This window comes from Brevibacillus brevis, from assembly GCF_900637055.1.
Classification (GTDB): Bacteria; Bacillota; Bacilli; order Brevibacillales; family Brevibacillaceae; genus Brevibacillus; species Brevibacillus brevis.
Genome location: NZ_LR134338.1, coordinates 6,272,100 through 6,286,570, shown reverse-complemented (window position 1 = coordinate 6,286,570; position 14,471 = coordinate 6,272,100). Strand labels below are relative to the sequence as shown.

The 14,471-nt window shown below is 38.3% G+C and carries 14 protein-coding genes and 1 pseudogene; 13 read left to right on the top strand and 2 right to left on the bottom strand.

The window, feature by feature from the left end; all coding sequences use genetic code 11:
• Window positions 1–84: 84 nt before the first annotated feature.
• The 4 genes and pseudogenes from EL268_RS30495 to EL268_RS30480 all read left to right on the top strand — a co-directional run bounded on the left by EL268_RS30495 (window position 85) and on the right by EL268_RS30480 (window position 4,089).
• Window positions 85–1,425, top strand: a complete 1,341-nt coding sequence (locus EL268_RS30495) for a helix-turn-helix domain-containing protein (RefSeq protein ID WP_106654899.1) — start codon at window positions 85–87, stop codon at window positions 1,423–1,425.
• A 151-nt stretch (window positions 1,426–1,576) separates the two neighbouring features.
• A complete protein-coding gene (locus tag EL268_RS30490) occupies window positions 1,577–2,908 on the top strand; it encodes a helix-turn-helix domain-containing protein (RefSeq protein WP_106654898.1) in 1,332 nt (443 codons plus the stop codon).
• Between the two features lie 301 nt (window positions 2,909–3,209).
• Window positions 3,210–3,692 (top strand): annotated as a pseudogene (locus EL268_RS30485) (ISL3 family transposase); the annotation flags it as partial.
• Window positions 3,693–3,789: 97 nt separating this feature from the next.
• On the top strand, window positions 3,790–4,089 hold the full coding sequence (locus tag EL268_RS30480) for a hypothetical protein (RefSeq protein WP_069849760.1): 300 nt from the start codon (window positions 3,790–3,792) through the stop codon (window positions 4,087–4,089).
• Window positions 4,090–4,166: 77 nt separating this feature from the next.
• Here the strand turns inward: EL268_RS30480 and EL268_RS30475 are convergent, their stop codons facing one another.
• Window positions 4,167–4,667, bottom strand: a complete 501-nt coding sequence (locus EL268_RS30475) for a hypothetical protein (protein ID WP_069849758.1) — start codon at window positions 4,665–4,667, stop codon at window positions 4,167–4,169.
• 153 nt (window positions 4,668–4,820) lie between these two features.
• Between EL268_RS30475 and EL268_RS30470 the strand changes: the two genes are divergently transcribed.
• The 5 genes from EL268_RS30470 (at window position 4,821) to EL268_RS30450 (ending at window position 8,618) form a co-directional block, all read left to right on the top strand.
• Entirely contained in the window at window positions 4,821–5,120 is a 300-nt protein-coding gene (locus tag EL268_RS30470) for a matrixin family metalloprotease (protein ID WP_331251427.1), read from the top strand.
• 11 nt (window positions 5,121–5,131) lie between these two features.
• The gene (locus tag EL268_RS30465) at window positions 5,132–5,791 is read left to right on the top strand and encodes a hypothetical protein (protein WP_106654896.1); all 660 of its coding nucleotides are present in this window, start codon (window positions 5,132–5,134) and stop codon (window positions 5,789–5,791) included.
• A 663-nt stretch (window positions 5,792–6,454) separates the two neighbouring features.
• Window positions 6,455–6,601, top strand: coding sequence for an aspartyl-phosphate phosphatase Spo0E family protein (locus EL268_RS33550; RefSeq protein WP_232030174.1), 147 nt, complete (start codon window positions 6,455–6,457; stop codon window positions 6,599–6,601).
• A gap of 293 nt (window positions 6,602–6,894) precedes the next feature.
• Window positions 6,895–8,052 (top strand): hypothetical protein, encoded by a 1,158-nt coding sequence (locus EL268_RS30455; protein WP_232030172.1) that lies wholly within the window; start codon window positions 6,895–6,897, stop codon window positions 8,050–8,052.
• A 65-nt stretch (window positions 8,053–8,117) separates the two neighbouring features.
• A complete protein-coding gene (locus tag EL268_RS30450; RefSeq protein WP_106654889.1) occupies window positions 8,118–8,618 on the top strand; it encodes a hypothetical protein in 501 nt (166 codons plus the stop codon).
• 1,270 nt (window positions 8,619–9,888) lie between these two features.
• Here the strand turns inward: EL268_RS30450 and EL268_RS30435 are convergent.
• Complete coding sequence (locus EL268_RS30435; RefSeq protein ID WP_106654893.1) at window positions 9,889–10,851, bottom strand: hypothetical protein; 963 nt, start codon at window positions 10,849–10,851, stop codon at window positions 9,889–9,891.
• A 402-nt stretch (window positions 10,852–11,253) separates the two neighbouring features.
• Between EL268_RS30435 and EL268_RS30430 the strand changes: the two genes are divergently transcribed.
• From EL268_RS30430 to EL268_RS30410, 4 genes are all read left to right on the top strand, one after another.
• On the top strand, window positions 11,254–11,658 hold the full coding sequence (locus EL268_RS30430) for an Rv0361 family membrane protein (RefSeq protein WP_106654892.1): 405 nt from the start codon (window positions 11,254–11,256) through the stop codon (window positions 11,656–11,658).
• A 70-nt stretch (window positions 11,659–11,728) separates the two neighbouring features.
• The gene (locus EL268_RS30425) at window positions 11,729–12,190 is read left to right on the top strand and encodes a hypothetical protein (RefSeq protein WP_106654891.1); all 462 of its coding nucleotides are present in this window, start codon (window positions 11,729–11,731) and stop codon (window positions 12,188–12,190) included.
• The gene (locus EL268_RS30420) at window positions 12,166–12,990 is read left to right on the top strand and encodes a hypothetical protein (RefSeq protein WP_232030170.1); all 825 of its coding nucleotides are present in this window, start codon (window positions 12,166–12,168) and stop codon (window positions 12,988–12,990) included. Before EL268_RS30425 ends, EL268_RS30420 begins: the two co-directional genes overlap by 25 nt.
• A gap of 670 nt (window positions 12,991–13,660) precedes the next feature.
• Complete coding sequence (locus tag EL268_RS30410) at window positions 13,661–14,161, top strand: hypothetical protein (protein WP_106654889.1); 501 nt, start codon at window positions 13,661–13,663, stop codon at window positions 14,159–14,161.
• Window positions 14,162–14,471 lie beyond the last annotated feature (310 nt).

Sequence of the window (14,471 nt, the reverse complement as noted above, 5' to 3'; positions counted from 1 at the left end):
GACGAAAATGTTAGGAAGGTAAAGTAGTGTATTTCAAAAAAATAAAAATTGTGAAATAAAGTAAAAGCGAAGGGATGAACCTTTATGGTAGGGCTGCAAGGGACATTGTATCAGTCACTGCGGTCAGAAATCGAACAATGTCGGAGAAAGCACGGTTATACATTAAGCAAACTGGGTGAATTAACGGGCATTAACCCCGGTAGCTTGAGTGAGATATTAAATGGAAATCCCCCGCGGGCTATGACCATAGGGCAATTAGATGCGTTCGCTAAGGTATTTGGACGTGAGCAGGGTTGGTTATATGAATTGTATACAGAAGAATGTTTATCGGAGCAGAGAATATCGCGTCCACGATTAATTCCTTATTTGGCTCGATGCGTGGAGGTTGGGAGAAAGGATTGCATAGAGGCTGCTGTTCCCATATTGCTGGAGAATCCGAAAAATATCTCAATTCTGTTTGCACTTGCAGAACAGCTATATGAGAAAGGGCAACTGAAAGAATCGGTGTCCTTTTATGAATATGTCATTGAGAATGAGAAAGATAGCTTTTCTGACCACTTTGTGATGAGTCAGTACAGGCTCTTTCGAATAGTCGTACAAGGAACGAATTTTGAAGAAAATTGGAAAGCAGTTATTCGATTTGATCCGTATCGAAGGCGCTTGCCGGAAAATATCCAGTTGGATGCTCTTCTGCAATTGGCCAATGTTTGTTATACGCTGCATAAGTGGAGGCAAATGGAGCATTATGCAGATGAATTAAGAGAATTGTCCACAATTATCTATGAGGATGAGTTGCGGAGGCGAAAAAGCAACATACCCAGTGAATTGTTAGCAACAGAACGTCATCTGGTTGTGTACTATGGACAATCATTTCTCATTAAAAGTATAGCATTAGAAAAACAGGAGTTGTATGAAGAAGCGAAGCGATATGTTGAAGGATATGCTGATTTAAGCTGGTTTGAACTCTTGGATGAAGTTGGACAAATCGAGGTGCAGAAATTTCGAACATGGGCAACAGCCAATTTGTACACATTAAATATCCTGATGGGGGATGGTGACGCCATCCCTGAGTATATTCAATTCCTGGACGATCATCCAAAAGAAATACTTTCCGGTTTAGTAACGATTGTGAAAGCGGCCAATGAACATGGTTTTTCCATTGATTCGGTATTTGATAAGTTTGCGGAAAATATAGATAATTTCAAGGGGCGCATAGACGCTATCGGTATGAGTGAACATATCCAGTTTCGGAATGAAATGGCCAAATACTTACTAGAAAAAGAGAAGTATGCAGAGGGGCTTAATGAAACGTTTCAATGTCTTGTTTTGTCTGATATTACTAAAGACTATAACAATTACACTGGTTTGTTCAAATTATGGGTGTGGGTATCAAAGTCGTTAGTGGATAAGCAAGCAACAAAGTAGGCGAGAGGATATATGTTAGGCTAAAAATATCCGAATTAGAGGATATTTTTCTATTTGGTTAGTAGAAACCGCTAGTTCCCTTAAATTCATTAAAAATAAAAAATCAAGTAAGAATCATGGGGATGATGCTATATAGGGGGCGCAAGAGACAATGCGTCGGTCACTGCGGTCAGAAATCGAAAAATGTCGTAGAAAGCACGGTTATACATTTAGCAAGCTGGGTGAGTTAACGGGCATTAACCCCGGAAGCTTGAGTGAGATTCTCAATGGAAATCCGCCGCGTGCAATTACCATTGGTCAGTTAGACGTACTAGCTAAGGTATTTGACCAAGATCCGGGTTGGTTGTATGAACTGTATACGGAAGAATGTTTATCAGAGCAGAGAATATCGCGCCCACGATTAATACCGTATTTGGCTCGATGCGTGGAGGTTGGGCGAAAGGATTGCATAGAGGCTGCTGTGCCCATATTACTGGAGAATGCGAAAAATATCTCAATTCTGTTTGCCCTTGCAGAGCAGCTATATGAGAAAGGGCAACTGAAAGAGTCAGTGCCCTTTTATAAATATGTGATTGAGAATGAAAAAGATAGCTATTCTGACCACTTTGTGATGAGTCAGTATCGGTTATTTCGTGTTGTACTTGGGACAAATGCAGAAGAAAATTGGGAGAATGTTATTCGGTTTTCTCCTTACCGAAACCGGCTTCCTGAAAACTATCAACTCGACGCCTTATACCAATTGGCGAAGATCTGTTTCGCTTTGCAAAAGTGGGAAAGATCAGAGCAGTACGCAGACGAATTAAGGCTTCTGGCAGACACTGTTTATAGGCATGAATTGGACAGAATGAAAAGAAACAAAAAAGGCGAATCTCTGAAAACGGAGCGCCATCTCGTCTATTATTACGGATTGGGCCATTTATATAAGAGCGTTTCACTGGAAATGCAAGGACTGTATGAAGAGGCGAAGAAGTATGTGCAAGTTTACGCTGATTTAGGATGGTTTGAATTACTTGATGAAGACGGACGTAAAGAGGTAGAAAGATTCAAGGTATGGGCAAAGGCGAACTCCTACACATTGGAGGTGTTGTCTGGCAATACTAGCATCATTGAAGAGTACGCTGACTATCTCGATAGTCTTCCCACCAATGAAGTTCTTGCTGGTTTAAATGCCATTATGAAATCCGCTAACACCTACCATTTTTGCGTGGATGAGATTTTAGAGCGCTTTGCCTCCCAAATTGCTAGTTTCGATCAATTTACAGAAGCAATTGGATTGGATCGACATCTTCGGTTTCGATATCAGATGGCTTTATATGAGTTCGGTAAAGGGAGGATAGAGAGAGGAATTGAAGAAACGATATATTGCCTTTCTCTAGCGGATTTGACGAATCGACACGACGAAACCCTTACATACATAGCACTGTTTGGATGGTTAGGGAATTTGAATAAGCAAATAGGTAACCAAAACGAGTTAGGTGGCTAGTATCCTGTTAGGTCATAGTAAATATAGCGTAGATTGATGAAACATCCTCTGTCAGGATGTTTTTTTATTCCATTTTTTGCAGTCGGTAAAAACCCGCATAACAACTTATGGTTAATTATGTAATAAATCTCAAAATAAGGGGTGGCGAATATTGATGTTCCATGAAGCAATAGAAATCTAAGAACAGCTCTAAAAAGAGGAGCCACAGGAGCCACTAAAACCAAGTGCGTAATCCGGTGGTAAAGTAAGGAGGGTGAGACTTATAGCAGCAATTGCATTTAAAAAGGGCGTTCCACCCCTTGTCATTCAGCTCTTCTCCAAATCGCTAGAAGCTGCTTGTAAACGTACCCATTCGCGGGGAACCCATCGCCGGGGGAGGCATGAACAACGTCTGCTCCATACCTCTCCTGATAAACTGAAAGCTGAGGAACAGGACGAATTAAAAGTCTGGTTAGCCCAAGATCCCCATCCAGAACGCCTTTACAACGCCCTTCAGCACATGAGAACGGTGTATGCAGCTCATACAGAAGAATCAGGGAAAGAAGCACTCCAACAATGGATTGCTGAGCATCTCACTTCCCCCACCGCTGCCATTCGGTCGATTGCAAAAAGGGTTGTCCAATGGCGCGAGTCGATTCAGAATTATTTTTCGTTTCGGGTCACGAATGCTCCGATTGAAGGGACACACAACAAAGTGAAAGTCATTAAGAGACGAGCCTATGGCTATCGCAACATTGAGCGATTCAAGATTCGAATTCGGCTGGAGTGTAAACCAGCCATGTAAAATAGTGAAAAACTACGTTAGAGGAAGATCAAGCACGTTTAACGGTGAAGAGCTATAAAAATACTTTGTCTCTACTATTAACAAGGAGGTTTTAATTATGGGAGTAGATGATTGCACTTTGTATGGGATTCACAAAATGAAGATTGTCTCGCGGGCTATCATTAAGAACAAAAACACGGGCAAAACAATCAATTCACATTGGAGTTATTACAGATGTAAATGTGGAAACTTGTTTGCTTGCAGTGGAGCTCCGCAACTCGGTGAACCGGTTATGGATTATTTAACTAACCACTACATGGATGGTGTGGGAATGAGTGGTATTATTACAATCTTTGTTGATCCAAGTGATATTGAATCAACTACCGACGACACGATTCCAGGTCATAGTTTCATGTAAATTTATGAACAAAATAGAGAAGTGCTACAGTGAAATGTAGTACTTCTCTTTATATTCTCCGAAGAATTAATATTGAATTAATTTTTAAACTGTTTTGTTCTAATATCGTCCCAATAATAATCAATTTTAAAAGTTTCATTTTCAGGTATTAAAGTTACCCTACCTGATTGTTGCTTAACATCGCTTTTTGAAGAGTCTTGTAAAAATATTGTATAACTAATATTTAGTGATCCGGTGGTTTCATCTCTCTTGAAGTCTGTAATTTTTACATCTTCTACCTTCAAAAATATATCGTTATAAGCTAAATAAGCAGCTGTAAAACCAATATTTAATTTGATCAGACTTTCAGGCTCTTCCTTTTTAGTTAAATAGGGCTTTGCTTTTTCTTGGATCACTGGTATATATGCAGTAAAATCTCCAGGGGTTTTTACATATTCTTCTTTTTTGACTTCGTAAAGAATTTTAGTATATTCAACCAAATGCTTCTTAGTTTGTTCTTTTAACTCATCTTCTGAAATTCCAGATGAACATGCGGTCAAGCTGAACAATAGCAAAATAGCTGAAAGTATCATTCTCAAATGAAAAACCCTCCTTTTAGAACGAATTCCTTATATTGGAATTATATCACATTTGTAGAAGTGTTGAAATCTACCACACTATCTCAAAGTACAAAAATTGCATCATCTGCACATTTAGGTTTCGCGCAAGTTAAAAGTGCTTAGTTTCTTAGCATAGGGAAAACTAACAAATCTAAAACAGTAACGCCTTCTTGGGGTAATAAATCAGGAATAAAAAAGGAGGCAGATATTATGATTAATGTCTCTCATAATATATCTTCTACATCTCTTTCAAAATCAAGCTTTGACTTGAAATCTATTATGGCACATGAAATGGGGCATGTTGTGGGACTAGATGAAGAAACTAAGCTAAAATATGGTGACTCTGTTATGTACGAATCATTATCAACTAATGAAATTAGATACAATCTTAGTAAAGACGACGAAAATGGCTACCATGCCATTTCCTGGTAGGAGGGATAAGAATGACTAATAAAAAAGCAATTGCTATCGGGCTATTAGCTTTCAGCTTTTCATTAGGGTTCGGATTGAATATATATTCACAAAGTTTAGTCAGTGGAAACGTAACTGAAATCAACAGACATGGACTTGTCCCTAGATATAGTATCGAAGAGTTAGCCGCCGGAAGTCAGTTGATTATTAAAGGTACTATCGTTGATATTGATAAGGATAAATGGAATACTGAAGATGGTGGACAACCGGAAGAAATTGGGGTTTCTGATTCGATCTACAGAGATGTTTCTGTAGAAATAGACGAAGTTCTCAAAGGAAACCAGGAAAAAGGTGATATAGTCGTCGTTCGGATGTATGGTGGTGAGATAAATAATACAGTAATCAGAGCTGACTATGAGGCTTCGTTTACAGAAGATGAAGAAGTTGTTCTTTTCTTAATTGTAGACGACTCCCTGAAAAATAAAGATGGCTCAACCGATCATTATATAACCTTAGGTAATTACCAAGGAAAGTATGAGGTTAGTGATTCGAAATCTAAAGTGTTTATTCAAGGAAAAGCAGATAAAAAAGTTTCATCCTTGGAAAATTTACTCGAAAAAATTGAGGATCACAAAAACGATCCGTTGCCACCTCAATTAGCAGAAAGTGACGAACCAGATTTGGAAAAATAAAAGGGCACTTGTAAGATTCTGAACCAATAGCCCAATCAAAAAGTGCACCCTTTGTCTTGCACGCCATAATTTAATATGGCCAGTTTCTTCTGAAAAAAGGAGAAATATTAGATTCCGGTTATCAAAAATGAAGTTGTAGACTGTTTGTGTCTACAACTTCATTTTAAGACGAGATCCCTACATACATAGCCCTGTTTGGATGGTTAGGGAATTTGAATAAGCGAATAGCTAACGAAAACGAGTTAGGCGGCTAGCATCCTGTTAGGTCAGTGTGAATATATCGTAGATTGATGAAACATCCTCTGTCAGGATGTTTTTTTATTCCATTTTTTGCAGTTGGTAAAAACCCGCATAACAAATTATGGTTAATTATGTAATAAATCTCAAAATAAGGGGTGGTGAATATTGATGTTCCATGAAGTAATAGAAATCTAAGAACAGCTCTAAAAAGAGGAGCCACGGGTGCCACTGAAACCAAGTGCATAATCCGGTGGTAAAGTAAGGAGGGTGAGACTTATACCAGCAATTGCATTTAAAAAGGGCGTTCCACCCCTTCGACAGGTTAAAGGAACGCCCGCAGGAGGAGCAGTGACAGCTCCTATAAGTAAATGTATCACGTTACCTCTAGATCGAGAAGGAGTAACCTATCACGATATTAATCATTTGAAAAACATTGTGGAACAATTGCGTGGACAGCTGGTGCAATTGTATTTAGAGAAGAATGATTTTTTGGATGATGAGGTCGTGGAATTAAGTCAGCAGTTGGATCAGTACATTTTGGTAATTCAATCAATAATGATGAATCGATGATTGAGTGAATACACAGAGAAACACTGATCTACAATGATTTAACGATGCTCAGAATGGATTTAGCATAGGTAAAAGGTTAATAAAACCGTGCAGAAATAGAAAAATGGTATATAAGAAAAATATTAAGAGGGGTAGGTTATAAGCTTATGGTATTGTTTACCTACTGTTTAATGGAAAAAGTAAGGATAAATGAATCATTTTACTAGATTTGCTTTTACATATTTAGTAAATAAATCTATTATATTGTCGTTGCTATCAGTATTTTGAAAAAATGGAAAAGGGAGATGAGTTTTTTGATTTTTACTCAAAAAATTAAAAACTATTTGTTAGCTACCTTGGTTCTGGGCGTATCTATCACATCATTGTCTACATTTAACACCGTATTGGCAAAAAAAGAGGTCACCAGTATCGAGGATTTGGAAAATTACGCCGTAGAGAAAAATGTAAACATTATGTTGTATGATGAAAACGGGAAAATTGAAAACGAGTTCCATGCTGATGGACTTGAAGTAACCTATGAGTATAAGAATGGCAAAATGAAATCTTCCAAGGACAACAAAGGCAAGAAACAGATATACATTGCTAACGACGATTTTGTTGAAGTTGTTGAGTACGAGAATGACAAAGAAATTTACAGACGCGGTCTCTCATTTAAACAATATAAATTTCCTGATATTACACCAGAAGAAAGAAAGAAATTGGATCAAGAAAAAATTCAACAAGCGATAGAGTTGGATGAGTCCTTAAGCCCACTTAGTACGACTAGTTATGAAAATTATTACGTAAACGGTGTTTTAATGAATGATATTGCCGTTTCTAGACCCAATTCCTCCACCGATTATTTTACTTACGCATACTCAATGAGTGAAAGTGAAATTCAACAATTTTTTGAGACTAAAAACTCCATCTTGAAATCTTCTGTACAAATCTGGAAAAAGGATTCTAGTGGTAATGTTTATAACACAGGTAGAACAATTGTCCCTTCGAAAGCAATTGCCACAGCAGCTACAACCCACTTTATGAATCCAAAAGTCATCATTGCCGCCTTGCAAAAAGAGTCTAGTTTGGTTAGTGCCGCACCCGGTACCGTGAGCTACTCATCCCGTCGCTTCTATTACGCTATGGGATATGGCGCAACAGACAGTGGTGATATCAACGGCACAAGCGGCTTTGATGTTCAAATCGACAAAGGTACAAAACTGTTCAAGGACCTTTGGGCGCAAGCACCTGTTACTCAACCCGCCCTGTTTAGTGGTATCAATTATAACAAAACTGTTACTTCAAACGGTGTAACCTACAAAAACTACATCTGGACAAAGAACTGGGGAACTTGGGCGTTGTACAAATATACACCTCATTCTTTGGACATTAATCTGCTCCCAACAATCGGTGGAGGTAACTATTTGTTCTATCAAATATTTAAGGGATATTGGGGAACAGATTGGACATAACAAAATTGGGAAGCAACCTTCATTAAAGAGTGAAGGTTGCTTCCGCACATAGAGGAGGGTAAGATATGATTCATGCTCGATATATAACCTTATTTTTTGGGGTGATCTCTTTTTTGGTGTTGATCATGGGGTGCTCCGAACGTACTGATGCCCCGATGAGTGAAACAAATTTGAAATCTATTTTTCCAAAAGAACAACTAAAAGAAATATGGGTACAACTCTATCGTGAAGACTCGATAAAAGCTCAACCAGAACTAATTGCTGAGTACTTCGAAGATCCGGACTTAAACAAAATCCTGAATTGGATACATGAAGGGGTAATAAGCGACTTTGAAGGAACCATTGCTTCCCTGTCTATATTGCAGTTTGAATATGGAACGAAGGAAGGTGCTGCAGAGGCCAAATATATAATGTACGCCGCAACCAAAGAGGGGGGTTACTACATCAAACCATTCAACATAACTCCTCATTTTAATCTTGATTCCTACAAACAAGAAGATGGAGACAAATTAATATCCTTATTGGGCAAAACTGAGTGGTACAAAGTTGAAAGAGCGCCCTATTGATTTATAAATCTTGAATAAAAGCATTTAAGGAAAGTGTTCATTAATTCGTAATCATGTTGGCTATAACAAATCAGTTTATGCTACCAATGTAATGGCAAAAGCAGAATAATAAGGCGATCAAGGTAATCAGACTGAAAGGTTTTTAGAATGATTTAAGAAAGAAATGTTTTTATGTTCCCCTTTTATTTTAAGCAAGAAATAGGGTGTCTTACTTGCCACTCAACGTTCTTTGGTGGAATTGTACCGTACTTCAACCATACCTTAGTCTTTAAACTCCGTTAAAATCTGAGACACGTGCATGGCATCCACCAATTTATTTCGTCGCAAGACGGCATCGAGCAAACAAGCTGTACATACTTTGTTTATTTTTCTCGAAATTCCTCTTGTATGGGCATGGATCTCGTCCATTGCTTCTGTGGTGAACACGGGATGCTCGCTGCCTACCACGGCCAACTGGTGCTCAATATAGTCTCTTGTTTCCTGAACTTCTAATCCACTCAAGTGAAAACGGACGTTCATCCGTTGCGTTAAGGTAACGATCTGCCGGACGCTGTTTGAAACTGTTATGCACTTTTTGATGGTAAGCGACTTCCAACCATGCAGTAAAAAAACGGTTCAAATCCTACAAGGTCTGAATTTTTCCCTGTTCGATAAGGTCATAGGCTTCTGGAACAAAACTCTGGTCAACAAAAGTACCAAGGCGAGCACAAATGCGTACAAAATGGATGGAGGAATAGATTGCTCCATTGTCGACATAAATCATTTGAGGATCGCTTTCTTTAAGCAGTCTTCTAATCTTGGGACACGCTCTTCAAGGTAAAACTGCCCATGTACGATGTAGCGAGAATAGTCGTCGATGGACACGACGAAGTATGCCATCTTTTTCTTACCTGTTTTTTCGGACTTCGGCAAATAGAGCGTATGCTGGACATTGCCTTGCCAACAAGCTCCTAATGAATGCCGAACCAAAGACTGTTGGAATGACTGGAAAACCTGAGGAAATCAAAAAAAACTTAGGAGAACCCTCTAGAGAGTTTGTGGATGACTCAGGTGATCATACGTTTATATTGGAATATGAAAACAATGGAAACCTACTAAGATTTACGTTTGATTCAAAAGAAAGTCCAGTAAAGTATGTTACCCTTCGAGTCCAATAAGCTAGAATATCTGGCTTATTGTGGCCTGAATTCTGAAAAATTAGTCCATAAAAAAAGAGGCGGTTCTCCCGCCTCTTCTCTTTTACTTGTGTAACCCAGTTGACTCTGTTTTTCTACCATTCCGTTTCCGTTTTGTGTTCAATTATGTGTACGACTTTTGGTTCAACTGCTTTCATCATTTCTTTCAGTGATTGCTCGGTGATCGGTACTCCATCACCTTGAAGTTGTCCTCTAGCCTGTGTTTCTGCAATCACATCAAGCACTTGTTGTTTCGTGACATTTTTAGATGCTGCAATGTCCACAACAGTTTTACCTTTTGCTAATTCTTGTTTTAATTCTGTCGGGCTGATTTTTAGTAAAGCAAACAGTTTTTCATCGTTTAAAAAGTTATCAGCACTATAATCAGGCTTACCATTTATAGAGAATAGGCCCTCTACTTTAATGTTTGAAGGTGTATCAGAAGGTGTATCAGCTGTAGGAATACCTACGATCTTAGTAAGACTAATGGTATTGTCATGAACAAAAACCTGGTAGACCGGTTTATCGAACATCTCATTGGTGTAATTCAACATCCATGTTTTTTGGTTTGGATTCTCCATTTGCTCGATAGCAACCTCGTACGTTTCGACGTTGCCATACATTTTATCAATAAGATCAGATACCTTCGCCTTGATTTCCTGATCGGTTAAAGTAATGAGTGACTTCTCCTTAGGCTCCCAATTCTCTTGAATCACGTGTTCAATCTCATTCGTACTACCGTTTGTATGGAGGGTAATCTTTTTGCCGGTTCCTCCTTTTTCCTGTAGTACGATACTTGTTTGCTTCAAGTTGATTACACTGTTCCCTTTGGATACATCACCTTGAGCGTTGCTTGCATCGATAATCTCAAACGATTTTGTTTCAGGATATGCGAGATACAGCTTCTCAAGCGTTGATTTGCCAACCTCATCCACCTTGACTTGTTCAGAAGTCATCGGTGTTCTTGTAGTCGTGTCAATCACGGCAGAAGCCGCAAATGCTGCAGCTGGAATCAAAATCGCAGTAGCAACGATTCCACCAATTAATCGTTTTTTCATAATTACTTCGCTCCTTTTTTGTTGTAAATAATGTGAATCGGATTGTTCTATTTGTTCTCTGAATAAGCAGCTTACACACTATATTGCCTCTTTAGCGGAAAAAGGTTCGGTTCATATCTTATTTTTTTTATATCGTGAGCAGACCCCATGCCCATCAAGCGAAGGAAATTACCTTTCACGAAAGAAGAAATCGGAATGAAAAAGTAAGAGTGTTCATCACTTGATTCCAAAAAGCAGGTTCTTAGCTTGATGGGCATGGAGACATCCAGCCAAACGCGGATTTACAATGATAAGCGGTGAAAACGGCTTTCGGTGTCAGTGGTTCTTTAGTACCATTTATCACGCTGGTAAAACATGTAATTATATACAGATAAACACATTGGTTAATTGGGAGGTAAGAGCATGAAAAAGTCTGCTAAAGTTGCTGCAATCCTACTGCTTGGGGCTGTTGTGGTTACTGGCGGTATTTGGACTTCCAACACTTACGCTTCGGTTAATGAGGAAAATGAAGTAAAAGAAACGGTTCAAATCTATTTGGAAGCTCTTGAGAACGGTGACACTCCAACTATGGTTGAATACACAATTGATGAGCGCTTTGATAATGATAAAGACAAACAGAAAGTGTACGAAAGTTTTGGTACTCAAAAGATGGATATAGATATGGATTCCGTATCGCTAAAAAAGATTGAAGATGAAAAAATGAGTGTTACGTTTCATTATTCGAACGAACATGTTTCGGAAGATATAACTCTTCCAGTTATTAAAGAAAATGATCAATGGAAAGTAGTAATTGAAAATACAAGATAGTACAACAGCAATCTCTGAACGAGTTTCCGAAGCCGATTGGCCTGAATAAAAACACGTAGGAGGTAACAGTATGAAAAAAAGAAATGTAATTCTTTCTGGTCTTTTTTTAGTCGGCGTTGTCTTCGTAGGTAGTAGTCTATACGCGAGTGAAGACATAGAATCGTATATAAAAGGTAATCACATGAAGGCAATTCATGCTATGGGAATCGAGATGAAAGATCAAAAATTGGAAAATATGGCTACTATAACTGATGAGAACGGTAAGAAATGGATTTTCAACGAATTTACTAACAGATCAGCACTTATAGAAACAATGAGAGAAAAGTATGAAGAGGATGTAGCTGGTCCGTTTATCAGCATACATGACGAAATTATGCAACAGTACGCTAAGCCCGGTGATTCCATACCGACTATTCTTTTGGATGAGACATTAAAAGAAGGCTATTTCGCGTTCATTAGACAAGATGGGGAAGCCTTGTCTTTCAAAATCAAGTATGACAATGGGGCATGGGAATACGAGTTGCAAAAATAATCTCGAATTTGCTGGAGGGTAGCCATGTACCTCTATTACTGATTTATCATTTGGTTGAAAGGGGAGTACTACCGATTAGCATTAAAAATTTTAAATCTACGAAAAAAATAGCACTAGCTACTATTGGTTTTATAACAATTGCAGGACTTGCTGTTTACTATATAGGTGACTTGAAAAAACAGAGTTTTCTTTATTCCAGTGATTCAGATTATAGAATAGTTTCTGGTGAAGCATATTTTAGGGAGACATTCACTGACGTGGAGGGTCTGGCTGAAAATGCAGATATCATTGCCGAAGCTGAGGTTATTTCTCAAGTATATCACCCTGAGTATGAATACCTTAGTGTATATACCGTCTCTGAATTAAGATTAACGAAAGTCTATAAAGGTGATGTAGAGATAGATGATACAGTATCTGTACTGGAAACTGGAGGGGAATTCGATGAAAGAGAGGCGGCCAAATATATCCCATCAGGAAAGCCGGGATCTAGATCAGGGAATGATGATCTTGGGGTAATAACGCAAGGGATTGAAGGAAGTGTTCCTATGAAAGAAGGAAATAAATATTTTGTTTTCTTAACAGAAGATGACGATGACGTTTATAACGTAGTAGGGTCAGTTCAAGGAAAAATAAAGATTAATGACAAGAACACACTTCTATCCCAAGTTTCACCGGAAGTAATAGAACATGGTAATAAACATCATAATAATCTTTATTTCCTGCAAGAAAATTATTCAGGAGAAGATATCTCTGAGCTTAGAAACGAAGTTGAACAACTCATTGCATCCTCTCCCAATTAGCTCCCCAAAGTCTCTCTCAACCGCAAGATTATTACGAAGTAGACAGAAAAGTAGATCACCGATAATTACAAAGGAAACTGGGAGCTTAGGTGCTCCCTATTTTCGTTGCAATTACATAGTGGAGGCTTTTTCAGTGACATACTATTCTTTTCTCGTTTTGTGCTTTTTCTGCTAATCACTAAAGTGTATAAACTATATCGAGAGTATACTCAGCCCGCTAGATTTCGCCTTAGTTGTTGGTATGGGAGTTTTTTTGCTATTACTAAAAGGTTGTGAATGGTTATCTGGCGTGTTGGAAAAGTTTTGTATCAAGTTCGAAATAAAAGGATGGAGAGGGATTGCGATGGAGGACATTATCGTAGAGCCGGGAATAGGGGTTGGCCCCATAAAGTTAGGATTGACTAGGGAAGAAGTAAAGGCTTATGAGCAAGAATGGCCGCTGAAATATGTGACATTTAAGATACAGTATGAGGAGAACAAAGTGAGTTTCATAGTACAAATATACACCTCATGCTTTGGACATTAATCTGCCCCCAACAATCGGTGGAGGTAACTATTTGTTCTATCAAATATTTAAGGGATATTGGGGAACAGATTGGACATAACAAAATTGGGAAGCAACCTTCATTAAAGAGTGAAGGTTGCTTCCGCACATAGAGGAGGGTAAGATATGATTCATGCTCGATATATAACCTTATTTTTTGGGGTGATTTCTTTTTTGGTGTTGATCATGGGGTGCTCCGAACGTACTGATGCCCCGATGAGCGAAACAAATTTGAAATCTATTTTTCCAAAAGAACAACTAAAAGAAATATGGGTACAACTCTATCGTGAAGACTCGATAAAAGCTCAACCAGAACTAATTGCTGAGTACTTCGAAGATCCGGACTTAAACAAAATCCTGAATTGGATACATGAAGGGGTAATAAGCGACTTTGAAGGAACCATTGCTTCCCTGTCTATATTGCAGTTTGAATATGGAACGAAGGAAGGTGCGGCAGAGGCCAAATATATAATGTACGCCGCAACCAAAGAGGGGGGTTACTACATCAAACCATTCAACATAACTCCTCATTTTAATCTTGATTCCTACAAACAAGAAGATGGAGACAAATTAATATCCTTATTGGGCAAAACTGAGTGGTACAAAGTTGAAAGAGCGCCCTATTGATTTATAAATCTTGAATAAAAGCATTTAAGGAAAGTGTTCATTAATTCGTAATCATGTTGGCTATACAAATCAGTTTATACTACCAATGTAATGGCAAAAGCAGAATAATAAGGCGATCAAGGTAATCAGACTGAAAGGTTTTTAGAATGATTTAAGAAAGAAATGTTTTTATGTTCTCCTTTTATTTTAAGCGGGTCTGTCAAGAATTTTGTGTAAACTCAATCAACCTAAATATTGCCGCTAAGAATAATCTAAAATCCCCCGAAGTTTCAGTTAGACAAGTCGAAGGAACCGGAGATCATATACAACT

What these genes read in the sequence shown, in the direction of transcription:
- EL268_RS30430 (WP_106654892.1), top strand. Translation starts at nt 11,254, where the DNA reads ATGAAAAAGTCTGCTAAAGTTGCTGCAATCCTACTGCTTGGGGCTGTT.
- EL268_RS30425 (WP_106654891.1), top strand. Translation starts at nt 11,729, where the DNA reads ATGAAAAAAAGAAATGTAATTCTTTCTGGTCTTTTTTTAGTCGGCGTT.
- EL268_RS30435 (WP_106654893.1), bottom strand. Translation starts at nt 10,851, where the DNA reads ATGAAAAAACGATTAATTGGTGGAATCGTTGCTACTGCGATTTTGATT.
- EL268_RS30450 (WP_106654889.1), top strand. Translation starts at nt 8,118, where the DNA reads ATGATTCATGCTCGATATATAACCTTATTTTTTGGGGTGATCTCTTTT.
- EL268_RS30495 (WP_106654899.1), top strand. Translation starts at nt 85, where the DNA reads ATGGTAGGGCTGCAAGGGACATTGTATCAGTCACTGCGGTCAGAAATC.
- EL268_RS30410 (WP_106654889.1), top strand. Translation starts at nt 13,661, where the DNA reads ATGATTCATGCTCGATATATAACCTTATTTTTTGGGGTGATTTCTTTT.
- EL268_RS30480 (WP_069849760.1), top strand. Translation starts at nt 3,790, where the DNA reads ATGGGAGTAGATGATTGCACTTTGTATGGGATTCACAAAATGAAGATT.
- EL268_RS30490 (WP_106654898.1), top strand. Translation starts at nt 1,577, where the DNA reads ATGCGTCGGTCACTGCGGTCAGAAATCGAAAAATGTCGTAGAAAGCAC.
- EL268_RS30465 (WP_106654896.1), top strand. Translation starts at nt 5,132, where the DNA reads ATGACTAATAAAAAAGCAATTGCTATCGGGCTATTAGCTTTCAGCTTT.
- EL268_RS30420 (WP_232030170.1), top strand. Translation starts at nt 12,166, where the DNA reads ATGGGAATACGAGTTGCAAAAATAATCTCGAATTTGCTGGAGGGTAGC.